This is a genomic window from Undibacterium sp. FW305-107, assembly GCF_058788535.1.
Genome location: NZ_JBYTAV010000002.1, coordinates 261,698 through 284,379 on the forward strand (window position 1 = coordinate 261,698; position 22,682 = coordinate 284,379).

At 51.7% G+C, this 22,682-nt stretch carries 23 protein-coding genes; 22 read left to right on the forward strand and 1 reads right to left on the reverse strand.

All coding sequences use genetic code 11. The features are described from left to right. The first annotated feature begins 7 nt into the window (after nt 1–7). From AC3WQT_RS05290 to AC3WQT_RS05395, 22 genes are all read left to right on the forward strand, one after another. Complete coding sequence (locus AC3WQT_RS05290) at nt 8–3,166, forward strand: efflux RND transporter permease subunit (RefSeq protein WP_492702759.1); 3,159 nt, start codon at nt 8–10, stop codon at nt 3,164–3,166. Between the two features lie 344 nt (nt 3,167–3,510). Continuing rightward, complete coding sequence (locus AC3WQT_RS05295) at nt 3,511–4,248, forward strand: beta-ketoacyl synthase chain length factor (protein ID WP_492702760.1); 738 nt, start codon at nt 3,511–3,513, stop codon at nt 4,246–4,248. Beyond that, on the forward strand, nt 4,241–5,014 hold the full coding sequence (locus AC3WQT_RS05300) for a lysophospholipid acyltransferase family protein (protein ID WP_492702761.1): 774 nt from the start codon (nt 4,241–4,243) through the stop codon (nt 5,012–5,014). Before AC3WQT_RS05295 ends, AC3WQT_RS05300 begins: the two co-directional genes overlap by 8 nt. Next, nucleotides 5,007–5,261, forward strand: coding sequence for a phosphopantetheine-binding protein (locus AC3WQT_RS05305; protein WP_423002813.1), 255 nt, complete (start codon nt 5,007–5,009; stop codon nt 5,259–5,261). Before AC3WQT_RS05300 ends, AC3WQT_RS05305 begins: the two co-directional genes overlap by 8 nt. A 28-nt stretch (nt 5,262–5,289) precedes the next feature. Next, the gene (locus tag AC3WQT_RS05310; protein WP_423002811.1) at nt 5,290–5,544 is read left to right on the forward strand and encodes an acyl carrier protein; all 255 of its coding nucleotides are present in this window, start codon (nt 5,290–5,292) and stop codon (nt 5,542–5,544) included. A 38-nt stretch (nt 5,545–5,582) separates the two neighbouring features. Next, complete coding sequence (locus tag AC3WQT_RS05315; RefSeq protein ID WP_492702762.1) at nt 5,583–6,095, forward strand: COG4648 family protein; 513 nt, start codon at nt 5,583–5,585, stop codon at nt 6,093–6,095. After that, nucleotides 6,088–7,821: an ApeI family dehydratase gene (locus AC3WQT_RS05320; protein WP_492702763.1), complete on the forward strand. Its 1,734-nt coding sequence runs from the start codon at nt 6,088–6,090 to the stop codon at nt 7,819–7,821. The genes AC3WQT_RS05315 and AC3WQT_RS05320 overlap by 8 nt, the downstream gene beginning before the upstream one ends. Further along, nucleotides 7,815–8,894 (forward strand): class I SAM-dependent methyltransferase, encoded by a 1,080-nt coding sequence (locus tag AC3WQT_RS05325; RefSeq protein WP_492702764.1) that lies wholly within the window; start codon nt 7,815–7,817, stop codon nt 8,892–8,894. The genes AC3WQT_RS05320 and AC3WQT_RS05325 overlap by 7 nt, the downstream gene beginning before the upstream one ends. Before the next feature lies 1 nt (nt 8,895). Then, a complete protein-coding gene (locus AC3WQT_RS05330; protein WP_492702765.1) occupies nt 8,896–9,651 on the forward strand; it encodes a glycosyltransferase family 2 protein in 756 nt (251 codons plus the stop codon). After that, complete coding sequence (locus AC3WQT_RS05335; RefSeq protein ID WP_492702766.1) at nt 9,648–10,613, forward strand: lysophospholipid acyltransferase family protein; 966 nt, start codon at nt 9,648–9,650, stop codon at nt 10,611–10,613. Before AC3WQT_RS05330 ends, AC3WQT_RS05335 begins: the two co-directional genes overlap by 4 nt. Next, nucleotides 10,600–12,156 carry an HAL/PAL/TAL family ammonia-lyase gene (locus tag AC3WQT_RS05340; RefSeq protein ID WP_492702767.1) on the forward strand — a complete coding sequence of 519 codons (1,557 nt, stop codon included), beginning with the start codon at nt 10,600–10,602 and terminating at the stop codon, nt 12,154–12,156. Before AC3WQT_RS05335 ends, AC3WQT_RS05340 begins: the two co-directional genes overlap by 14 nt. Then, a complete protein-coding gene (locus AC3WQT_RS05345; RefSeq protein ID WP_492702768.1) occupies nt 12,149–12,583 on the forward strand; it encodes an acyl-CoA thioesterase in 435 nt (144 codons plus the stop codon). Before AC3WQT_RS05340 ends, AC3WQT_RS05345 begins: the two co-directional genes overlap by 8 nt. 8 nt (nt 12,584–12,591) lie before the next feature. Continuing rightward, a complete protein-coding gene (locus AC3WQT_RS05350; RefSeq protein WP_492703116.1) occupies nt 12,592–13,209 on the forward strand; it encodes an outer membrane lipoprotein carrier protein LolA in 618 nt (205 codons plus the stop codon). A gap of 27 nt (nt 13,210–13,236) precedes the next feature. After that, nucleotides 13,237–15,615, forward strand: a complete 2,379-nt coding sequence (locus AC3WQT_RS05355) for an MMPL family transporter (RefSeq protein WP_492702769.1) — start codon at nt 13,237–13,239, stop codon at nt 15,613–15,615. Continuing rightward, entirely contained in the window at nt 15,599–16,159 is a 561-nt protein-coding gene (locus AC3WQT_RS05360) for a DUF3261 domain-containing protein (protein WP_492702770.1), read from the forward strand. Before AC3WQT_RS05355 ends, AC3WQT_RS05360 begins: the two co-directional genes overlap by 17 nt. Nucleotides 16,160–16,175: 16 nt before the next feature. Further along, nucleotides 16,176–17,372: a beta-ketoacyl-ACP synthase gene (locus AC3WQT_RS05365; RefSeq protein WP_492702771.1), complete on the forward strand. Its 1,197-nt coding sequence runs from the start codon at nt 16,176–16,178 to the stop codon at nt 17,370–17,372. A 2-nt stretch (nt 17,373–17,374) separates the two neighbouring features. Further along, entirely contained in the window at nt 17,375–17,839 is a 465-nt protein-coding gene (locus AC3WQT_RS05370) for a hotdog family protein (protein WP_492702772.1), read from the forward strand. Between the two features lie 2 nt (nt 17,840–17,841). Next, complete coding sequence (locus tag AC3WQT_RS05375) at nt 17,842–18,567, forward strand: 3-ketoacyl-ACP reductase FabG2 (protein WP_492702773.1); 726 nt, start codon at nt 17,842–17,844, stop codon at nt 18,565–18,567. Nucleotides 18,568–18,593: 26 nt separating this feature from the next. Next, entirely contained in the window at nt 18,594–19,832 is a 1,239-nt protein-coding gene (locus AC3WQT_RS05380) for a beta-ketoacyl-ACP synthase (RefSeq protein ID WP_492702774.1), read from the forward strand. 38 nt (nt 19,833–19,870) lie between these two features. Next, nucleotides 19,871–20,320, forward strand: a complete 450-nt coding sequence (locus tag AC3WQT_RS05385) for an excinuclease ATPase subunit (RefSeq protein WP_492702775.1) — start codon at nt 19,871–19,873, stop codon at nt 20,318–20,320. Between the two features lie 95 nt (nt 20,321–20,415). After that, entirely contained in the window at nt 20,416–20,997 is a 582-nt protein-coding gene (locus AC3WQT_RS05390; protein WP_492702776.1) for a hypothetical protein, read from the forward strand. Between the two features lie 33 nt (nt 20,998–21,030). Next, entirely contained in the window at nt 21,031–21,651 is a 621-nt protein-coding gene (locus tag AC3WQT_RS05395; RefSeq protein WP_492702777.1) for a 4'-phosphopantetheinyl transferase family protein, read from the forward strand. On the opposite strand, the gene AC3WQT_RS05400 is transcribed toward AC3WQT_RS05395, so the two are convergent. Next, nucleotides 21,640–22,488, reverse strand: coding sequence for a polysaccharide deacetylase family protein (locus AC3WQT_RS05400; protein ID WP_492702778.1), 849 nt, complete (start codon nt 22,486–22,488; stop codon nt 21,640–21,642). The genes AC3WQT_RS05395 and AC3WQT_RS05400 overlap by 12 nt on opposite strands. Between the last annotated feature and the right edge of the window lie 194 nt (nt 22,489–22,682).

Sequence of the window (22,682 nt, forward strand, 5' to 3'; positions counted from 1 at the left end):
GGTTCATGTGAATTTCTCTTCCCTCTCCATTAAGAATCCCATACCGGCGATCATGCTGTTTATCTTGCTGACGCTGGCAGGGATATTGTCGTTTCGCTCCACCATAGTCCAGGATTTTCCTGATATCGAGCTGCCTATAGTCACCGTCAGCGCACCTTTGTCCGGTGCCGCACCGGCACAATTGGAAACAGAAGTCGCCCGCAAGATAGAAGATGCGGTCGCTTCCTTGCAAGGTGTAAAAAACGTCTACACCAAGGTGCTGGATGGTAATGTCGAAGTTACTGTCGAATTCATCCTTGAAAAAGTGATCTCGGATGCGGTCAATGAAGTGCGTGATGCCGTGGCAACCGTGCGCGCCGATTTGCCTAGCGAAATGCGAGACCCTACCGTGACCAAGGCATCCACTGCGGGCCGTGTCATCATGACTTACACGGTAGAAGCTGCAGAAGATGGTAAAGACAGTAAGGTCGTTGCTGGCGAAAGCAGCAAACCAGACGCCCAGGAGCTTAGCTGGTTCGTGGACAATACTGTGGCAAAACGTTTGCGTGCCGTACCTGGTGTTGGTGCAGTCAGGCGTATGGGTGGTGTCAGCCGTGAAGTGCGGGTTGAGCTTGATACCAGCAAGATGGCCGCTTTGAACGTTGCTGCTGTTGATGTATCGCGTCGCTTGAAACTGGTGCAACAAGAGGCACCGGGTGGCCGTGGCGATGTCAGTGGTGCTGAGCAATCTGTACGTACCATCGCTACTGTCAAGACTGCGGCTGAGCTGGCAATCCTCGATATTCCATTGCCGGATGGCAGGCATATACGCCTCGATCAGGTGGCACGTGTGCTCGATACTGTCAGCGAGCCCCGTTCTGTGGCTACGCTGGATGGTAAAGCTGTAGTCGGCTTTGAAGTTTTCCGCACCAAGGGCGCCAGTGAAGTTGATGTAGCCAAAGGTTCACATGCCGCAGTGGATGAACTGCAGGCTGCGCATCCGAACATGAAGTTCCATCAGGCTATAGATAATGCCCAGCCGGTAGAGGAAAATTTCGATGGTTCGATGGACTTGCTGTATGAGGGTGCATTGCTGGCTATCCTGGTAGTCTGGTGGTTCTTGCGCGACTGGCGTGCGACGCTGGTGGCTGCGGCAGCATTGCCTTTGTCCGTAATACCTACCTTCCTCGGTCTCAAGTATTTTGGTTATACCTTGAATACGGTGACCTTGCTGTCGCTTGCACTGGTCGTGGGTGTGCTCGTCGATGATGCAATTGTTGAAATTGAAAACATCGCCCGCCATTTGCACATGGGTAAAACGCCAATGCAGGCAGCTATGGAAGCGGCAGATGAAATTGGTATGGCTGTTATCGCCACCACCTTTGCCCTGGTAGCGGTATTCTTGCCTACTGCATTCATGGGTGGTGTGCCGGGATTATTCTTCAAGCAGTTTGGCTGGACGGCGGTAATTGCGATCCTGGCGTCATTGGTCGTGGCGCGTTTGCTGACGCCCATGATGGCTGCTTACATCATGAAGGCACCCAAGCCAGGTAAAGCTGGCGAACATGATGGTGTGCATGGTCAAAAAGACGGCTGGATCATGACGCATTACATGAAAACCATGCAATGGTGTCTGCGTCATCGACTGATTACCATGATAGCCGCAACGGTATTTTTTATTTCCTCGATAGCTTTGGTCGGTTTGCTGCCAACTGGTTTTGTGCCTTCGGCAGACCGTGCACAAACACAGGTCAATATAGAGTTGCCACCGGGTAGCACACTGGCAGAAACCCGCTCAGTTGCCGAGCAGGCACGTGTCGCCATCATGAAGAACAAGGAGATTATCAATGTCTTCAGTTCTATCGGCGGCGGTTCCAGTGGCGATGCATTTGCCCCGGGTGCCGCAGCAGAAGCAAGACGTGCAGTTTTGACAGTGACAGCAGTACACAGGAATAAGCGCAAGGATTCGATTGCCGATATTGATGCCAAAATCCGTACTGAGGTGGCGGACATTTCAGGTGCCAGATTCACGGTAGGCCCGCCGGATACTGGCGTCAAAATGCAACTGGTTTTGCAAAGCGAAGACCCGTTGGCATTGCTGGAAGCGGCACAAAAAGTCGAGAGGGAATTGCGCACGCTGAAAGGTGTAGGGAATGTCAGTTCCAGTGCATCGCTGGTACGTCCTGAGATCATTGTTCGCCCTGATATGGCAAGAGCCGCTGACCTGGGTGTGACTGCTTCTGCCATAGGTGAAACAGTGCGTGTGGCAACTGCAGGTGATTATGATCAGGCCTTGCCCAAGCTGAATCTGTCACAACGTCAGGTACCTATCCGCGTCAAGTTACCTGATAGCTTCAGGGCTGACCTGGCCGAGATAGAACGCCTGACTGTACCCGGCAAGAATGGACCCGTCATGCTGGGCAGTGTCGCCAGCGTCAGCATGGAGTCCGGCCCGGCGCAGATAGACAGGCTGAATCGCAAACGCAATGTGACCCTGGATGTAGAACTGGGTAACCGTCAGCTCGGTGAAGTCAATGAAGAAGCACGCGCCTTGCCAAGCATGAAAAACCTGCCGCCATCAGTCAGCATTGCTGAACTTGGCGATGCACAGGAGATGCAAGCCCTGTTCGCCAGTTTTGGTATCGCCATGCTGATCGGTGTGCTGTGCATCTATGGTGTGCTGGTTCTGTTGTTCAAGGACTTCTTGCAGCCGGTGACTATCCTGGCGGCTCTGCCTTTGAGTATTGGTGGTGCATTCGTCGCTTTGCTTGTGACTGGTCGCGCTTTGTCCATGCCATCCATGATAGGTCTGATCATGCTCATGGGTATCGTCACCAAGAACTCGATCTTGCTGGTTGATTATGCGGTGCTGGCAAGAGAGGCTGGCATGAGCCGTTTTGATGCCCTGGTTGATGCCTGTCACAAGCGCAGCCGCCCCATCATCATGACCACCATCGCCATGGGTGCGGGCATGATGCCATTGGCGCTGGGTTGGGGTGCTGACCCCAGCTTCCGTTCACCGATGGCGATTGCGGTAATCGGTGGTTTGATTACTTCAACCTTGCTGAGTCTGTTAGTGGTGCCGGCAGTGTTCACTTATGTTGATGACTTTGAGCACTTACTTGGGAGGATCAGGCGCAAATTATCTGGCAAGTCCGCAAGTCAGCTTGCAACGGATACTCATTAAGATTTTATGGAGCTCCACTTTGTTTGCGATCCTGTGAGCTTGTAGAAAATGTATCGGAATAAAAACCCCCGCAACATGAAAGTGTTGCGGGGGTTTTGTCGTTTGTACATTGGCAACGACTCGCATATTTCCAAAACATCAGATATCGCATCGTTTGCCTGACACTATTTTTCCTTTGAGAAACAAAGGCTTGAATTAAAAAACAACTCCATTGATCTTGCGATATATCAGATTGTGGACTCTATTCATGCTTTGCTATAATGCGTCCCTCATTTGTTACAAATTGTATAGGGCAACACTTATATGAGCAGTGACATGCTAAAAATGGATGAAAAAATATAATAATGCGTGTTCATGGTGTTCGTTTCTCAATTGATAACTTTGCCGCCTGGGCTCCTGGTGTCACGACCAGGGATGCGTGGAAGGAATGGGCTATATCACCATTTCCTCTGACTGGTGATGCTGAGCCTGGTGTTGCAATAATGCCAGCGATGTTGCGCAGACGTGCCGGTTTTCTTGGGAAAATGGCACTGGAAGTTGCATATCAGTGCCTGAATGGGCAGACTAATGTTCCCACGGTATTTTGTTCCCGTCATGGTGAGGTGGCACGCGCTGTTGATTTATTGACAGAGCTGATGCAGGATGCATCAGTATCACCGACTGGCTTTGGTCTGGCTGTGCACAATGCCAGCGCAGGTTTGTTTTCTATTGCGCGCAAGGATCAAGCCAATCATATCGCCCTGGCGGGTGGAAAAAATACAGTGGAACATGCAGTCATTGAAGCATGTGGCTTATTGGCAGATGGCGCGCCCATGGTGATGCTGGTGGCCTATGATAATATTTTGCCATCTGTTTTTGCATCATTTCAAGACTGTGATGAACAGCCTTACGCCTGGGCCTGGTTGATGGTGCCAGCACGGGAAGACGCTATTCATCTGAAATGGGATGAAGTTGAAGAACGGGAAATAAACGCCAATGACAGGTCTGGCGGCCTGGAAGTGTTGCGTTTTTTAATCGGAGAGCAAGCGCAGATGCAGCGTATAGTCGGTAAGCGACGCTGGTTGTGGTCGCGCCATGTTTGACAAGCTTGACCGTTGCTGGCGGGTGTTGGCCACTGGCATCAGTTTTCTGACGTTTGGCATAGGCGGTTTATTGTTGCGGGTTCTGGTGTTTCCGGCTTTGTATGTGCTGGTATGGCAACAGCAAAAGCGTACCAAGGCAGCGCGCCACATCATACGTCTGACGTTTCGTGGTTTTGTCGGCCTGATGCGACTGCTTGGTGTCTTGCGCTATGAGATCACTGGTCTGGACAGGCTGGAGCGTGGTGGCTTGCTGATACTGGCAAATCATCCTACCCTGATTGATACGGTTTTTTTGATGGCCTTTGTCAAGAATGCAGATTGCATCGTCAAAAGCCATTTATGGAATAACCCCTTTACCCGCGGCCCAGTAAGGGCTGCTGGTTACATCAGTAATGAGCAGGGGACAGAATTACTGGAGGCCTGTATAGCTTCCTTGCAGGCCGGCAATAATTTGATTGTGTTCCCTGAAGGGACGCGTACTCCCGCTGATGGTGTCATATGCATGAAGCGTGGTGCAGCGAATATTGCTGTACGTGGGGTCTGTGCGGTAACACCGGTAGTGATACGTTGCGACCCGCCAACTTTGGGCAAGGGTGAGAAATGGTGGCATGTACCAGAACGTTTTGCGCAGTTCAGAATAGCAGTTAAAGAGGATATTCCGATCCAGCATTTTATTGGTGCTGGCCAGTCGGATGTCATGGCAGCTCGTCATTTGACGGATCATCTGCAGCATTATTTTACCGAGGAAAATCAACGTCATGCTTGAGCAAGAAGTAAAAGAATTAATTATCGAAGTGTTGCAACTGGAAGATATCACAGCTGCTGACATTGATAGCGATGCCCCCTTGTTTGTAGAAGGCCTGGGTTTAGATTCTATCGACGCGCTCGAACTGGGCGTGGCCTTGCAAAAGCGCTACGGTATTTCGCTGTCAGCTGATTCCGAAGATACGCGTCGCCACTTTGCATCGGTGAACGCATTGGCTGCATTAATTGCTGCAAATAGAAAGAAGTAAGGAGTCTGTAATGGTAGTGGTAAGTGAAATGAGCAGAGACGAGCTCTATGTTTGGGTGGTGGACCTGCTGGCTGAAATGTTTGAGCTGGATAAATCGGCTTTGACGATGGAATCCAATCTGTATGCCGATTTGGACATTGATAGCATTGATGCGGTCGACCTGGCAGTCAAGCTCAAGCAAATGACAGGCATGCGTCTGCAACCCGAGGTATTTAAAAAGATACGTACTATTGGTGACGTGATTGATGCCCTGCTCAATCTGCAGGCGGAGCAGTCAACATAGTTCGCGCAATCCTGACCGTTGTTGCGGTCATACTTACTGTGCTTTATCCACTCGTCATCTGGTTTGGCCAGGGGCAGGTGGAACCACGCTGGCTGGCTGCCTTATTGCTATTGGCAGCGGCGACCCGATTACCGACATTCAAGGTCAGCCGTGTAGCGCGCTGGTCCATGTTATGCGCCTTGCTGCTGGCTGGCTGCGCTGTGTGGGCCAATGCATTATTGCCCCTTAAATTGTATCCGGTATTGGTGAATGGCGTATTGCTGGCTGTTTTTTCATATAGCCTGGCAGTGCCGCCGTCCATGGTGGAGCGATTCGCACGCCTGCGCGAACCTGAATTACCTGACGTGGCAATCGCCTACACACGCCGTGTGACGCAAGTCTGGTGCGTGTTTTTCGTCGTCAACGGGAGCATCGCTTTTGCTACGGCCATGTGGGCTTCGCCCGCTATCTGGTCACTGTATACCGGCGTGATTGCCTATATCCTCATGGGGCTGTTATTCGCCATCGAATACCTGGTGCGCCTGCGCTTTAAACGAATTCATCATGTCTGATTTTTCTCCCGATCCCTGCCTTGCGCTGGCAGCTCGTCCCGGCCACGCCATCATGGGCTGGAATGCCAAGGGTGCAGTATCGCATAGCGACTTCTTGCAGCGCATAGGTGCATGGAGTGCTGCAGTCCGTAGTACGGCAGGAACACAACTGGCCTTGTATCTCGAAGACAGCCTGGAGTTTTCTGCTGCCTTGCTGGCTGCTTGGCTGGAAAATAAAACGGTATGGCTGACAGCCGATACCTTGCCTGCCACATGTCTTGCATTGTCCAAATCTGTGGATGCGTTTCTGGGCGAGTTCCCCGAAGAATATCAACCGGTAAAAGCGGCAACTGATGCCGTGCCTGTGATATTGAAAGCATTCGACCCCGATTTCAAAGGCCTGGTCGTGCACACTTCAGGCAGTACCGGACAGCCGCAGGCCATACCCAAAAAACTGTCGCAACTGATGAGTGAAGTTGCTAGCCTGGAGCAGGTATTTGGGCAGCGTCTTGGCAATGCCGAGATTGTTTCTACCGTATCGCATCAACATATTTATGGTTTGCTGTTCAAGGTCTTGTGGCCTTTATCAGCAGGCCGCGTTATTCATGCCTTGAGCGTAAACTTTCCTGAGCAACTGGCGCAAATATTGGCGCAGCGTGAATGCGCCTTGATTGCCAGTCCAGCTCATCTGAAACGACTGCCAGAGCATCTGGACTGGCAGGCTGGCAAGCAAAGATTGCGCGCCATCTTTTCATCCGGTGGTCCACTGGCAGCAGAGACTGCATATGCAGTTGGCGATATGCTCGGGCAAGTGCCTTTTGAAGTCTATGGCAGTTCTGAAACCGGTGGCGTCGCCTGGCGTCAGCGCAAACCGGGCGCAATCGAAAGCTGGGAGGTTTTACCCAAGGTCGATTTGCGTATAGCAGAAGAAGATTTACTGGAAGTGCGTTCGCCGCACCTGGGCCAAACAGACTGGTTGCGCCTGGCTGACAAGGCGCAATTGACAGATAACGGTCGTTTGCTATTGCAGGGACGTAGTGACCGTATCGTCAAAATCGAAGAAAAACGTATTTCTCTCGATGCCATCGAACAGGCTTTATTGGCCTCTGATCTGGTCAGTGAAGCCAGGGTGATCGCGGATCATGAAGTGCCTGGACAAAGACAAAAACTGTCTGCCTTTATCGTGACGACTGAACAAGGTCGTCAACAACTGGTACTGGAAGGGAAGAGGGCGTTCAACCTGCGCATGCGTGCAATATTGAGCGAGCTGGTGGAAGCGATTGCCTTGCCACGTCGCTGGCGTTATCTGGATCAAATGCCAGTCAATGCACAGGGCAAGACTACAATCGCACAATTGCATGCCTTGCTGGATGAAGCGGGGGATCCGCGCCCACGTTTGCCACAAATACGTCTGCTGGAACAAGCACCAGAAAAAGTCTTGTTTGAGCTGATCGTACCAGCAACTCTGTTTTATTTTGATGGACATTTTTCGGTGGCACCTGTGCTGCCTGGGGTAGTGCAACTCGATTGGGTCATCAAATATGCCCGCGAGTATTTTGCATTGCCACCCATATTCAAGTCTGTTCATGCGCTGAAGTTCCAGCATGTGATCCATCCTGAAGTGCCAGTCATGCTGGAGTTGGTACATGAGGTAGTAAAAGACAGTCTGCAATTCCGTTATTTTTCTGAGGCCGGGCAACATGCCGGTGGTCGTATTATTTTCGCTAATGAAAAGCCCGCATGCTAGATAAGAAATTTTCTCCTGAACGCCAATCCGCTTTTGCCGCTCGTTTTGAAGCGCAAAAGATTGCCTTTGGTCCTGTCGTTTTCCAATGTGTACGCTATGCCTGGAAGCGCGGCATGTTGCAGGCACTTGCCGATGCCGGAGGCACAGGTCTGACTATTGCCGATATGGCAGCCACAGGCAAGTGGACTGAATATGTATTGAAGGTCGTACTGGAAACCTGTCTTTCATCGGGCGTGGTGTATCTGAGTGCCGGTTCTTATGTGCTCGACAAGGCTGGCTATTGTGTGCTGACTGATTCCATCACCCAGGTCAATCTCGATTTCAATCACGATGTCTGTTACGAAGGTTTGTTCAAGCTTGACGAGTCACTGGATAATGAAAAACCCCTGGGCCTGAGCGCCTTGGGTAACTGGCCCACGCTGTATCAGGGTCTGTCGCAGTTGCCAGAACCGGCGAAGACCAGTTGGTTTGCTTTCGACCATCATTATTCTGATACTTCTTTCCCCAGCATCTTGCCTGACGTGTTTGCAACAGCACCACGCAAGCTGATGGATATCGGTGCCAACACTGGCAAATTCAGTTGTGCAGCGCTGGCCTACAATCCTGCTGTAGAAATGCATCTGGTGGATTTGCCACGTCAGTTGTCGGTGGCGGAAGAAAATCTGAAAACCGCAGGTGTGCGTGAGCGCGCCCATTTCCACTCTATCGATTTGCTGGACAATGAAGCTGCCTTGCCTGATGGCATGGACATGATCTGGATGAGCCAGTTCCTCAGCTGTTTTTCAGAGTCTGCCATTGCCAGTATCCTGCAACGCGCTGCCAAAGCGCTGGCCCCTAACGGGCAATTGCTGATCATGGACACATTCTGGGACAGGCAGCGTTATGATATCGCCGCATTTTGCCTCATCAATACTTCACCTTATTTCACGGCCATGGCCAGTGGTAACAGCAAGATTTATGAGAGCGGTGATTATGTGCGCCTGGCAGAAGCCGCTGGCCTGCAATTGATCACGACCCGCGACGATATCGGCTATTGCCATTCCCTGTTGCGTTTTGCGAGGGTGGAGAAGTAAAGTGTTCAAGCCCTGCATCCTCATCCCCGTCTATAACCATGAACATGCGATAGCTGCCGTAGTGCAGGCCGTGCTGGCACATGAAGTGGATTGCGTGCTGGTGGATGATGGCTGCTCGGCTGCCTGTGCGCAGGTGTTGCAGGGTTTGCAGGCCGCAACAGATCGCGTGACTTTACTGCGTCACGACGTCAATCAGGGCAAGGGCGCCGCCGTGCTGACAGGTTTTCGCTATGCGGCGCAAGCGTCTTACACCCATCTTTTGCAGATTGATGCAGATGGGCAGCATTGCGTGGCCGATGTACCGCAATTCTTGACGCAGGCAAAAGCACATCCGCAGGCAGTGATTGCCGGTTACCCGGTCTATGATGAATCCGTGCCTGCCATACGTTTGTATGCGCGTTACCTGACCCATGTCTGGGTCTGGATTAATACCTTGTCGCCGGCCATACGCGACTCCATGTGCGGTTTCCGTGTCTATCCTGTGGATGCCGTGATCGCGTTGATGGCCAGGCAGGACATAGGCAGGCGCATGAATTTTGATACCGATATCCTGGTCAGATTGTATTGGGATGGAGCAGCAGTCATCAACCTGCCTACCCGTGTTGCTTATCCCACGGATGGCGTTTCTCATTTTCGCGTCTGGCGTGACAATGTTCTGATCACCGTCATGCACACCAAGTTATTCTTTGGCATGTTGTTGCGCATTCCATCTCTGCTGGCACGTCACTGGCGTAGCCAGCCTGAGGTGGACAAATGAAACAGAACACACAGCATTCAGGTTCTGCCTGGCATTGGGCAAGCATCAATGAAGTCAGCTTTGTGGCTGGCATGCGTTTTTTGTTCTGGGTATTCAAGGTCTGTGGGCGCTGGCCGTTCCGCATATTTTTGTATCCGGTGCTGGCCTGGTATGTGCTCACCAAACCTGCGCCACGCCGCGCATCTATGGCTTACCTGCAACGTATGAATGCCTATAGCAAAGTCGCTCAGGGGTGGACTGGTGTGTTACAGCATTTTGCTGCCTTTGCAGAAAATATACTCGACAAGATGTTGTTGTGGGGTGGCTTGTTTGATGAGCGCAAAGTCGAGTATGCCGGGCAAGAAGAAATGCATGTTCAGGTCACCCAAAAGCGTGGTGGCCTGATCGTATGTTCGCATCTGGGTAATCTGGAAATGTGCCGCGTGTTGTCGCGCCGTTTTCCTGAAGTGAAATTGACGGTGCTGGTGCATACCAAACATGCGCAGGCATTTAACCGCATGCTGGCCAGGTTAGATCCAGAGAGCCAGATGAATTTATTGCAGGTGACGGAAATGACACCTGCCACCGCCATGCTATTGGCAGACAAAATTGCTGAAGGTGGTTTTGTCGTGATTGCTGGTGACCGTATCCCGGTAGCGCCGCAACCCAGGGTGGCGGTGGCCTCTTTTCTTGGGCAGGATGCAGCTTTCCCGGTTGGTCCTTATGTGCTGGCCAGTGTCTTGCAATGCCCGGTCTATCTGCTGTTTTCCTTGCAAATGGATGGCGTGCCGCAAGTCTGCTTTGAACTCTTGCGTGAGGCTATCAGGCTGCCACGCAAAGGGCGTGATGACGTCTTGCGCAGCGTAGTCGCTGAGTATGCCGCCCGCCTCGAATATTATGCAGTGCGGGCACCACTGCAATGGTTTAATTTTTATGATTTTTGGCATTTACCCGAATTGGAAAAACAAGATGCAATCCGCTGATCAGAGCACCAAGCTGCGCACCGTACAATTCGACCGTAACAGATTGAGCATAGAAGATATCGTTGATATCGCCCACGGCCGCGCCAATGCGGCGCTGTCTGCCGACCCTGAGTTTCGCGCAGCGATAGCCCGTGGCGCAGATTTTCTGGATCGCCTGTTGCGTGAAGACGGCACCATTTATGGCGTCACGACTGGCTATGGGGATTCCTGTACCGTCACCGTGCCGCCAGACCTGGTGGCAGAATTGCCGCACCATCTGTATACCTATCACGGCTGTGGCCTGGGTGAATATCTGTCACCGGCACAAACCCGCGCCGTGATGGCTACACGTCTGGCATCTTTGTCCAAAGGCTTTTCTGGTGTCAGCGTAGAGTTGCTGGAACAGATCAGCCGTTTGCTTGAGGCGGGTCTTTTGCCGCTGATCCCCAGCGAAGGCTCTGTCGGTGCCAGTGGTGACCTGACACCTTTGTCTTATCTGGCTGCAGTCCTGTGTGGCGAACGCGAAGTCTGGCGCGATGGCGTGCAGGTACCTGCGGCCCAGGCTCTGCGTGAAGCCGGAATCACGCCTTTGCGCCTGCGTCCGAAAGAGGGCCTGGCCATCATGAATGGCACAGCCGTCATGACAGCGCTGGCCTGCATGGCCTATGACCGTGCTGATTATCTGGTGAAGTTGACTACGCGCATTACCGCAATGGCCTCAGTGACCCTGGATGGTAATGTTCACCATTTTGATGAAGTATTGTTTTCAGTGAAGCCACATCCCGGCATGCAGGGTGTGGCTGCATGGTTGCGCCAGGATTTACCAGCCGGGCAAGTTGAGCGCAATGGCAAACGCCTGCAGGACCGTTATTCCATACGTTGCGCCCCACATGTCATAGGTGTGCTGGCCGACGCCATGCCTTTCTTCCGTCAGTCCATAGAAAATGAATTGAACAGCGCCAACGATAATCCGATTATCGATGGCGACAATGAGCGTGTACTTCATGGTGGCCATTTCTACGGCGGCCATATTGCTTTCGCCATGGATGGCATGAAGAATGCCGTCGCCAATCTGGCAGATTTGCTGGACAGGCAAATGGCTCTGATGGTCGATAGCCGTTATAACCATGGCTTGCCGGCCAATCTGTCTGGCATGGAAGGGCCGCGTGCGGCAATTAACCATGGCTTGAAAGCCTTGCAAATCAGTGCATCAGCCTGGACAGCAGAAGCATTGAAGCTGACCATGCCTGCCTCGGTTTTCTCGCGATCCACCGAATGCCATAACCAGGACAAGGTCAGCATGGGTACCATCGCTGCCCGCGATTGCCTGCGTGTGCTGGAATTGACTGAGCAGGTAGTGGCTGCCTTGCTTATTACAGTAAGGCAGGGTGTCTGGCTGCGTTTGCGTGTGAGTCAGGATTTACAATTATCGCCAGCGTTGACACAAATGATGGATGCACTGGCTGGCGATGTAGCACCGGTGCAGGAAGACCGTCGCCTGGAACCTGACCTGCGCCTGATGCTGGAGCGTATCCGCCAGCAAGAATGGAAGCTCTATGCGTAAAAAGAATACACCCAGTCCATGGGTTGCCGAAGTCGAGATACAGGTTCAGTTCTTTGACCTGGACCCCATGGAAATCGTCTGGCATGGCAACTATGTCAAATATCTGGAAATAGCGCGCTGCGCCTTGCTGGATCATATCAATTACAACTATGTGCAGATGAAAGAGTCCGGTTATGCCTGGCCTGTTATCGACATGCAGTTGCGCTATATTGCTCCCGCCAGTTTTGGCCAGAAGCTGACCCTGCGTGCCGAGATTGTCGAATGGGAAAACCGTTTAAAGATAGATTACCTGATCACCGACACCGTCACAGGAAAGCGCTTGAACCGTGCCAGCACGACCCAGGTCGCCGTTGAAATTGCCAATGGAGAAATGTGCTTTGTTTCTCCTGCCATCTTGTTTGAAAAATTGGGAGTGCCCATTCCATGATGTCCATGATGCGTTTGTTATCTATTATCTGCATACTATTGCTGAGCCTGTTTTGGACAGACAGCAGTAATGCCGCCGCACCTATCAGCAAAATTCAGAACATGCTGGCCAAGCCGCCAGTGCTGTGCGGCAGGTTTGATCAGACCAAGCAATTACAGGGCATGAAAAAACCACTGGCATCCAATGGCCGTTTTTGCGTCGTTAATGGCAAGGGCATCTTGTGGCGTACGTTGCAACCATTCCCAAACACCTTGCGCCTGACGCGTGATGAGATCGTACATTTGCAAGGTGAGCGGGTAGCCATGCGCCTGGATGCGCAAAAAGAACCTACGGTACGCATGATTAACAGCGTACTGTTTTCTTTGCTGTCTGGTGATCTGGGCAAGCTGGAAACCCTGTTTGAAGTTGATGGTAGTGCTGACGCCGCTAGCTGGAAGGTCGCGCTCAAAGCCCGTGAAGCAGCACTGGCCAAAGCGATAGGGGCGATCTCACTGGACGGTGGAGCCTACGTAAAAAATATCCATATTGATGAAGCCAGTGGTGACCGTACCACCATCATTTTTTCAGATATCAAAACTGGTGAAACTGCCATGACAGCTGAAGAACTGGCCTTGTTTGCTCAATAAGGGAAAAGCAAACTCATGAGCGATGGTATGAAAAAACAGCATGGATGGACTAAGGGGCTGGCAATCACATGGGCAATAGTGGTTTGCCTGTTGCTGGCTCATAATGCCTATCTATGGCTGGGCAAGCGTATCGCGCCTGATACTGACATCCTTGCCTTGTTGCCTGTGCAAGAACGTGACCCGGTCTTGCAGCAATCCTTCGCCCACATGGTGGACACTGCCCAGCAAAGGGTCGTGGTACTGATAGGTGCGAATGACTGGGAACAGGCCAAACATGCTGCCGCTGCTTATCAAAAAGTGCTGACAAGCCGTACAGATTTACTGACGGCGACCAATATCAGTGACCAGGCTCAGAATGACTGGCTGGCGGTATTCCAAAAACAAAGCCTGGGTTTGCTGACAGCACAACAAGAACAGCAATTGCGTACAGAACCAGCGCAATACTGGACTGACCTCGCGCTGGCAAAAATGTACAGTGCCTTCTCAGGTCCCAAACTGGGCAGTTTTCAGGATGACCCTTTTAATCTGTTTTCTGGCTGGGTACAGGAACGGGCGCAAGAAACACCGGTGCGCCCGCGCGATGGTTATCTGTTCGTGGCAGACAAGGACAAACAATATGTGCTGTTGCCGCTGACACTGAAGCCATCGGCATTTTCCCTGACTGCGCAAGAGGCGGTTGTACCTTTGCTGGGCAAGGCGGCGGAAGCAGCATTGCTGGCGACACCTTCGGTAGAGATCATTAACGCTGGTGTTGTCCTGCATGCCGCCGCCGCCGGGCAACAGGCTGGTGGTGAAGTATCGACGATAGGCCTGGGTTCGCTGATAGGCATCATTTTGCTGATGTGGCTGAGCTTTCGTTCCCTGAAACCCATCACCTTGATTTTGCTGTCCATAGGCGTAGGTTTTCTCGGTGCCTTGTCGGTGTGCTGGATGCTGTTTGGTGGCATACATTTGCTAACACTGGTATTTGGTGCCAGCCTGATAGGTGTGGCGCAGGATTATGGAATCTACTTTTTGTGCAATCGCTTGAGTGCTGATGCCAGTATTGATTCGTCCACTTTACTGAAACGCTTGCTGCCGGGCCTGGGCCTGACTTTGCTGGCGGCAGTCATTGGTTATCTGGGCCTGGGATTGACGCCTTTCCCTGGCTTGCGTCACATGGCAGTATTTTCTGCACTGGGGCTGGTGTTTGCGTGGCTCACCGTGATTTGCTGGTTCCCGCAACTGATCAGCGCTGGCAGCCTGAAAAGTGGCAAGCTGGTGGCGCGTTATTCAGCAGCGCTCATGCGCTGGCCACGACTGGGCTGGAATCTGCGCAGCTTTGTAGTCCTGGCTATTTTTGCGATAGCTACGGCGATAGGCTGTTCGCGCCTTGGTGCCAACGATGATATTCGTCTTTTGCAAAACTCTCCCAAGCATCTGGTGGCGGATCAGATCAAACTGGGTAAATTGCTGGATGCGCCTACGCCGGTCCAGTATTTCCTGGTGCGTGGTAATAGCGCAGAAGTCGTTTTGCAGCGTGAAGAAGCCCTGAAGCGCAAACTTGATCCTCTTATAGAGCGTCATACCATCTCCGGCTATCAGGCTTTGTCAAACTGGATACCGTCTGCGCAATTACAAAAACAGCGCCATCAACTGATAGACGAAAAACTGCTGGCAGAAGGTGGGGCTTTGAGTCAATTGGCCAGCAAGGTGGAAGAAGATGCAGCCTGGGCTGCTGCCATACGCAAGCATTTGCTGACACTGACAGCCAGCACATCTATCGATGAATTTCTCAAGACCTCAGCTGGTGAACCTTGGCGGCATTTGTGGCTGGGACAAATCGGCAATGAGTACGCCAGTATCGTCGCCTTGCGTGGTCTCAGTTATGCCAATAATGGCCTGGCAACTTTGCAACAGGCAGGGCAGGGGCTGGAAGGTGTGCAATGGGTAGATAAAGTCAACGAAATATCCTCGGTGCTGGGGCGCTATCGTGCCTATATGGGCTGGGTAGTGTCAGCGGCTTATCTGGTGGTATTTGCCCTGTTATTCCCGCGTTACCGTCGCAATGCCTGGCGCGTGCTGGCACCTACCATGTGTGCCAGCCTGGTGACTCTGGGTTTGCTAGGTCTGGCGGGGCAAAGCCTGCAGTTATTCCATGTGCTGGCGCTGATGTTATTGCTGGGTGTTGGCGTCGATTACGGCATCTTCATGCAGGAACATCCTGACAGACGTAATGCCACGCCATGGCTGGCTGTTGGTTTGTCGGCTGCGAATACCTTGCTGTCTTTCGGTTTGTTGGGATTGAGCCGCACCCCGGCATTGCAAGCCTTTGGCCTGACGATGCTGATAGGAACTGCGCTGGTGTGGCTGCTTGTTCCCTGTTTTACTTCTACTACAGAAAGTGCGCATGTTGCTCAAACTTAAATCATGGCTGAGCTTGGCTGCATACGCGGCCATACTCGCATTGCTGAGTGCCTGCGCCAGCAAACCTGTGCAACCTGAAGCCCGCCTGGGTCTGATGCTGGCTCCTGCTGCACTGGATACTTCTTTCAGTGTGCAGCAACATTTGATCGTGGAAAGAAATGGCCGCATAGACGAGCTGGATGCAGCGCTGGAAGTGGAACCTGGCCATCTGGAACTCGTCGGTCTGGCGTTTGGACAGCGCGTCCTGAGTCTCAGTTATGACGGCAAGCAATTAAAGTCATGGCGACATGTCATGCTGCCTGCGCAGGTCAGGGCAGAGGACGTGCTGGAAGACATGCAGCTCAGCCTGTGGCCAGTGAGTGCGATTGCCCAAGCCCTGCCTGCAGGCTGGCGCATAGAAGAGCAGGGCTTGCACCGTTCGCTTTACCTTGATGACAAACTAGTCGTCACGATTGACTACAGCAGCATGCCACGCTGGAGCGGCACGGTCGTCCTGAATAATTTGCGTTACCACTATCGCCTGACCATACAGTCAGCACCTTGAGTACCTGAATATCATTATGAAGCTGTATTTACATCACTGCGGTATCGTTTGCGCATTAGGTGACAATCACCAGGACATCCTGCATCGTTTGCTGGATACGGCTGAGACTGGTGTCTTGCCTACCGATGCCTGGTCAAACGGTCGTACATTGCCGCTGGGGCAAGTGACCAGTGCATTGCCGGATATCAGCGCCATGCCATTGAACATGCGTAGCCGTAATAACCAGTTGGCGCTGGCTGCACTGACACAGATACGGCCAGCACTGGATGCTGCCATAGCTCGCTTTGGTGCACACCGTGTTGCTGTGGTGATAGGCACCAGTACCTCAGGCATCGCCAGTACCGAAGCTGCGCTGCGCCAGTTCAAAGCTGATGCCTCACTGCCTGCTGAGTTTCATTATGGCCAGCAAGAGATGGCTTCGCCTGCCGATTTTCTGGCCCATGTTGCGGGTATCACTGGCCCTGCTTATGTGCATTCCAGTGCCTGTTCTTCCAGCGCCAAGGCCATGGCCAGTGCTGCGCGTCTGATCAAAATGGGGTTGTGCGATGTCGTCCTCACGGGCGGCGTAGATACCTTATGTGCTTTTACCGTGGCTGGATTTTCAGCACTTGAATCGGTCAGTGACAGCTTGTGCAACCCTTTGAGTGCCAATCGTCATGGTATCAATATAGGTGAAGGTGCGGCTTTATTCCTGATGAGTGCCGAAACTGATGATGGCACGGGTTCTGGCATCGCTTTGTGTGGCTGGGGTGAATCATCTGATGGACATCACATGTCAGCCCCTGACCCTGCCGGTGGTGGTGCCCGCCTCGCCATCAGTCAGGCTTTGCAGCGTGCCGGTATTTCAGCAGCAGATATCGATTACATCAACCTGCATGGCACGGCCACCCCGCAAAATGATGCGATGGAATCACGCGTGGTTCATGATCTGTTTGGCGATGCTGTGCCAGTCAGTTCCACCAAGCCATTTACCGGACATACCCTGGGTGCTGCTGCCGCGGTAGAAGCTGCATTGTGCTGGCTGACCATGCAGGGTGATAATGCGCAAGGCAGATTGCCACCCCATCTGTGGGATGCTGTCGCAGACCCACAATTACCCGTGCTGAATGTGGTTTCCCATGGTCAACAACTGGGACGACCAGTGCGTTATGTACTGAGCAATTCCTTTGCCTTCGGTGGTTCCAATGCAGCCTTGATACTAGGGAGAGAATGAACATGCCGAATGAAAAAGAATTTCCCCCTGTTCGCGACCTGGTACCGCATGATGGCGAGATGGTCTTGCTGGACAGGGTGCTGAGCGCCGACGATGAGAATTTGTGTGCGGAAGTCAGCATCAGGCCGGATACTCTGTTTTGCGAAACATCCGGTGTCGGTGCCTGGGTTGGTATCGAATATATGGCGCAAGCCATTGCTGCCCATGCAGGTTATCTGGCGCAATTGCGTCATGAACCTGTGAAAGTAGGTTTTCTGCTAGGTTCAAGGCGCTATGAATGCAGTCAGCCCTTATTTGTGCTTGGCAGTGTCTTGCATATCCAGGTGCACAAGGCATTGCAGGGTGATAATGGCCTTGGGGCTTTTGAATGTCAGATTAGTGATAGCGTGAGTGGTACGTCGTTGGCAAATGCGACTATTACCGTGTTTCAGCCAAATAACGTCAAAGATTTTCTGCAACGGAGTTAGTAATGAGTATGAGTGTGTTGGTGACTGGATCGTCAAGGGGCATAGGCAAGGCCATCGCTTTGCGTCTGGCCAGTGATGGTTACGATATCGTCTTGCATTGCCGTAGCCAGCGTGAAGAAGCAGAATCTGTTGCAAGTGAAATTGCTGCCATGGGCCGCGAAGTGCGTGTCCTGCAATTTGATATCAGTGAGCGCGAGCAGGCCGCAGCCATACTGACTGCCGATATTGAGCAGCATGGCTGTTATTACGGCGTAGTCTGTAATGCTGGTGTGGCACGTGATAACGCCTTCCCAGCGATGTCGGGTGAAGACTGGGATATCGTGCTGAGTACCAACCTCGACGGTTTTTATAATGTGCTTAATCCCCTGGTCATGCCCTTGGTACAGCGCCGCAAGCCTGGCCGTATCGTCACTTTGGCATCGGTATCGGGCCTGATCGGTAACCGCGGCCAGGTGAATTACAGCGCTGCCAAGGCAGGCATCATTGGTGCTACCAAGGCATTGGCAATTGAATTGGCAAAACGGGCAATCACTGTTAATTGCGTGGCCCCGGGTTTAATAGAAACAGACATGATAGAAGATGTGCCGATGGAAGAAGCCTTGAAAATGATACCTGCCAAGCGCGTTGGCAAGCCAGAAGAAGTGGCTGCCGTCGTCAGCTTTCTCATGCAGCCTGATGCGGCTTATGTGACGCGCCAGGTCATTTCAGTCAATGGGGGAATGGCGTGAATAACAGTGGAATAAGTAATAGCGGAATGAATAATGCTAAACGCCGCGTTGTCGTCACAGGCATGGCCGGCATCAGCCCTTTGGGCAATGACTGGACCAGCATACGCAAGCAATTGGGCGAATACAGAAATGCCATCAAGCGTATGGATGAATGGAGCGATTACGAAGGCCTGAACACGCAACTGGGTGCGCCAGCGGCAGCTTTTGAATTGAACGAGCGCTACCACCGCAAGGCCACACGCAGCATGGGCAGGGTAGCCCTGATGGCGACGCGAGCCAGTGAAATGGCGCTGGAGCATGCAGGTTTGCTCAATGATCCCTTCATCAGCAGCGGAAAAATGGGGATTTCCTTTGGCTCTTCTGCAGGTACACCGAGTGCTATTGGCGACTTTGGCCGCATGATGGAAGAACGCACTACCAAGGGTATCAATGCCACTACCTATATCAAGATGATGGCGCATACTGCGCCTGTCAACATAGGCGTGTTCTTTGGTCTGACCGGGCGCGTCATCACGACATCGTCAGCATGTACTTCTGGCAGTCAGGGTATAGGTTATGCCTATGAAGCCATACGTGGCGGCAAACAAGTCGCCATGATTGCCGGTGGTGCTGAAGAATTATGCGCGACAGAAGCGGCAGTGTTTGATACCCTGTTTGCCACCAGTGTGCGCAACGACACGCCAGAGATTACACCACGGCCCTTTGATGCAGGACGTGATGGCCTGGTCATCGGTGAAGGTGCGGGCTGCCTGATACTGGAAGAACTGGAACATGCACTGGCACGTGGTGCCACGATACATGCCGAGCTGGTCGGTTTTGGCACCAATAGCGATGGCTGTCATGTCACGCAACCAAATGCCGAGACCATGAAAATCGCCATGCAACTGGCGCTGGAAGATGCAGAGCTGCAGGCATCTGATATTGGCTATGTAAACGCCCACGGCACCGGTACCCAGCAGGGCGACATCGCTGAAAGCCAGGCTACAGTGCAAGTGTTTGGTAATACCATGCCCATCAGCTCACTGAAAAGTTATATGGGGCATACCCTGGGTGCCTGCGGTGCACTGGAAGCCTGGATCAGTATAGAAATGATGAACGAGGGATGGTTCGCTCCCACGATCAATTTGCAAGAGCTTGACCCGCAATGCGCAGACCTCGATTACATCAGGGATGAGGGCAGGATGATAGATTGTGAATATGTAATGTCGAATAATTTTGCTTTTGGTGGAATAAATACTTCGCTGATTTTTAAAAAATACCGCTGACCATAGATGCGGCCTGTACTTAAATAAGGAAAACCAGAATGAAAAAAGTAATTTCAGCAGTAATTGTATTGGCGACGATGATGGCAAGTATGAGCAGTGTTCAGGCCGCAGACAGAAAAGTCATGTTGCCTCTCTCCGGTGCCATGAACGCCAATGATGCACAAAGCCGTTTGGGCGATTCAGTCAAATTTTATTTTGGCAAACAGCCAGGGCCAGTAGTTCTGGAGACACTTGCCAGCGATAAAACCAGCCTGAAAACCAATGCTTTTGGTAAATCAGATGCAAAGGCCTGTAACTGGGTGTTTTTGTCTGCCATGTTGCAATTGCAAAAACGTGCAAAAGAATTGGGGGCAAATGCAGTCGTCAATATCGTCAGCAACTATGACAACATTGAATATGCAAGCGAAGCCGAGTTTGAATGCCACGTTGGTGCCATCATGGCAGGCGTTGCACTCAAAGGTGATTTTGTCAGAATAGATAACAAGTAAAAAAATATTGCCCCAAATTATCTGATCACAGTGGGCATAAATGAAGAAAGGGATATGCCTGTCATATCTCTTCCTCTTATATCAAGGATGTATTTATGAGTGTCGTATTAAAACGTGGTTTGCTGTTATCTGCAATATTTGCTCTGGCTTTATTGCAGGGGTGTGCTACTTCTGTAAAAGCGAATGCAACTCAGAATCCCGCACCCAAAGAAGCATTTGCTTCCTTTGGTCGCATTATAGTGAAACCGGCGATATTCAAAGATGGCTATAGTGGTGATATTTCCGGGCTGCTTAAAATCAATGACAATATCCAGAAAGATTTGGCTGGCCCTTTGGAAAGCTGGAATAAGCGTCCAGCCAATGGCCGCACCTTGGTCATCCAGCCCGTAGTCGAGGAAATACAGTTTCAGCATGGTGCCAAACGTGTCTTGCTGGGGCCATTGGCAGGCAGCTCAGGCGTGTTGCTGCGTTTGAATGTGACTGATACCGAAGGCAATTCAGTGGCAAGGCCAGAATTTTTCCAGCGCGCAGCTGCCATGGCAGCGGGGTTTGTTTTTGGCGTGCATGATAATTTGATGCTGACCCGTGTCGCCAATCTGGCCAGCGGATATGTGATCAGCAATTACAGCACTGCTGTCGGTGGCCCGACCGGGGCTGATGACAAGGCTTTGCGTTAAACCACCCACTCAACAGCCAGAGCGGTACAAGGTATGAAAACTCAGTCTGATGAAGCAAGTATTTACCTGTTCAGCCTGCATACCTTGACAGATTCCGGCCTGGCGAATTTTTTACCCTGGCTCTCAGAAAGTGAAGTGCAGCGTTATCAGCGCTTTACTCGTCCTGAGCGTCAGCAGCAATTCCTGGCTGGCCGTATTCTTTTGAGACAGGTACTGGCTCATTTACTGGATATGCCAACCACAGAACTGGAATTGATCGAGCAAGCCGGTAATGCGCCTCGCCTCGGTCAGCCAGAATTAAGTGATGTCGGTTTCAGCCTCTCGCATAGCGGCCCCTGGGTTGCTTGTGCTGTCAGCGTCAGTAGCAAGCTGGGCCTGGATATTGAAGTGCTGGACCCGGAACGCGATTTCTTCGCCCTGGCATTGCAGGCATTTAATGCAGACGAAAATGTCTGGTTAGCGCAACAGGATGCGGGAAATCGTATGCATGATTTTTATCAGTTGTGGACTACCAAAGAAGCGCAAATCAAACTCAATCAGGCAAGCGCACAATGCCTGCACTTGCCACATCCTGAATTGTCCATCACTTTGTGTAGTTCTAAACTATTGAGCTCAGCGCCGCAGCTTCTGGCTACTACTTTGTCAGCGAAATAAACCCCAGAGCCAGTTCCAGATGCCTGGCAATTCTGGAGCGTTGCTGGCGTCTTTTACTACCCTTGCCATGGCAGCACGTTCGAGTTCGTCTCGATCATCGTAGAAGGGCTTTTCACTGACGGGAATTTCCAGTTCTTTAGCGACATCCAAAAGTATCTCCAGATACTCTTCCATATGATTGGCGGTATAGGGATTGATGTCATGAAAGGTGACGACAATGGGTGTTACACCATCTACTGAGGGCATTTCATTCTGGCACCACTTTGGACGGGTGGCCAATAGCAGTTTGCGCATATTACGGCGTTTGGTCAGGCTGAAGTTGATGCCGTAGATAATGCCGTCATTTGCACTCAGATCAGTCAGCAGCATTTGCAAGCCATGGCTGTGATAGGTATCAAGGGTACGGGCATCATAATTCCAGAAGGGCGGGCGTACCAGTTTTGGCGCCGTACCCGTAATGCCACTCAAGTCGGCGATGCCCAACTCAAGTGAGGTTTTTAATTCTTCTTCACTCAGATAGCGGTGATTGGAATGTCGCGGCGTACCCGTATGAAAAGCCAGCAGATGACCTGCTTCCACTTCCCGTTTCAGTAAAGTTCTGCCAAATTCCGTGCCGCCGCCGTTGACTGCCCTTGTCTGGGCAAAAAATATAGCTTTGATACCAGCCTGATAAGGATTGTTTTGTAAAGTGCTTAATATTTTCTCAGTTGGATTATCTGGCTGTACAGCACTGGGGCCATCATCAAAGCTTAATAAAAACCGTATTGGTGCAGGGGTGTTTGCACAACTATCCGCTATTGCCGTATTGCAAAAGCCTGAAGTCAGGGAGATGAGCAAACAAAAGAAGGCGTGACGCCAAGAGCAGAATGTGAACAAAGTCGGAAAAAATTAGCTTTTGATGGGAGGTGCTTATTGTATCCGTCCACAAACTTTTTTTCTTGATTTAATCAGGACTTGAATAATTTCAAATCGTATTTGTCGCTGCCAAAGTGCCCCCGGCGTAGTCAGATGACCGGCAAACAATAAATGTA

Coding starts and splice junctions, on each gene's coding strand:
- AC3WQT_RS05295 (WP_492702760.1), top strand. CDS start 3,511: ATGCGTGTTCATGGTGTTCGTTTCTCAATTGATAACTTTGCCGCCTGG.
- AC3WQT_RS05300 (WP_492702761.1), top strand. CDS start 4,241: ATGTTTGACAAGCTTGACCGTTGCTGGCGGGTGTTGGCCACTGGCATC.
- AC3WQT_RS05305 (WP_423002813.1), top strand. CDS start 5,007: ATGCTTGAGCAAGAAGTAAAAGAATTAATTATCGAAGTGTTGCAACTG.
- AC3WQT_RS05310 (WP_423002811.1), top strand. CDS start 5,290: ATGAGCAGAGACGAGCTCTATGTTTGGGTGGTGGACCTGCTGGCTGAA.
- AC3WQT_RS05320 (WP_492702763.1), top strand. CDS start 6,088: ATGTCTGATTTTTCTCCCGATCCCTGCCTTGCGCTGGCAGCTCGTCCC.
- AC3WQT_RS05325 (WP_492702764.1), top strand. CDS start 7,815: ATGCTAGATAAGAAATTTTCTCCTGAACGCCAATCCGCTTTTGCCGCT.
- AC3WQT_RS05335 (WP_492702766.1), top strand. CDS start 9,648: ATGAAACAGAACACACAGCATTCAGGTTCTGCCTGGCATTGGGCAAGC.
- AC3WQT_RS05340 (WP_492702767.1), top strand. CDS start 10,600: ATGCAATCCGCTGATCAGAGCACCAAGCTGCGCACCGTACAATTCGAC.
- AC3WQT_RS05345 (WP_492702768.1), top strand. CDS start 12,149: ATGCGTAAAAAGAATACACCCAGTCCATGGGTTGCCGAAGTCGAGATA.
- AC3WQT_RS05350 (WP_492703116.1), top strand. CDS start 12,592: ATGCGTTTGTTATCTATTATCTGCATACTATTGCTGAGCCTGTTTTGG.
- AC3WQT_RS05355 (WP_492702769.1), top strand. CDS start 13,237: ATGAAAAAACAGCATGGATGGACTAAGGGGCTGGCAATCACATGGGCA.
- AC3WQT_RS05360 (WP_492702770.1), top strand. CDS start 15,599: ATGTTGCTCAAACTTAAATCATGGCTGAGCTTGGCTGCATACGCGGCC.
- AC3WQT_RS05365 (WP_492702771.1), top strand. CDS start 16,176: ATGAAGCTGTATTTACATCACTGCGGTATCGTTTGCGCATTAGGTGAC.
- AC3WQT_RS05370 (WP_492702772.1), top strand. CDS start 17,375: ATGCCGAATGAAAAAGAATTTCCCCCTGTTCGCGACCTGGTACCGCAT.
- AC3WQT_RS05375 (WP_492702773.1), top strand. CDS start 17,842: ATGAGTATGAGTGTGTTGGTGACTGGATCGTCAAGGGGCATAGGCAAG.
- AC3WQT_RS05380 (WP_492702774.1), top strand. CDS start 18,594: ATGAATAATGCTAAACGCCGCGTTGTCGTCACAGGCATGGCCGGCATC.
- AC3WQT_RS05385 (WP_492702775.1), top strand. CDS start 19,871: ATGAAAAAAGTAATTTCAGCAGTAATTGTATTGGCGACGATGATGGCA.
- AC3WQT_RS05390 (WP_492702776.1), top strand. CDS start 20,416: ATGAGTGTCGTATTAAAACGTGGTTTGCTGTTATCTGCAATATTTGCT.
- AC3WQT_RS05395 (WP_492702777.1), top strand. CDS start 21,031: ATGAAAACTCAGTCTGATGAAGCAAGTATTTACCTGTTCAGCCTGCAT.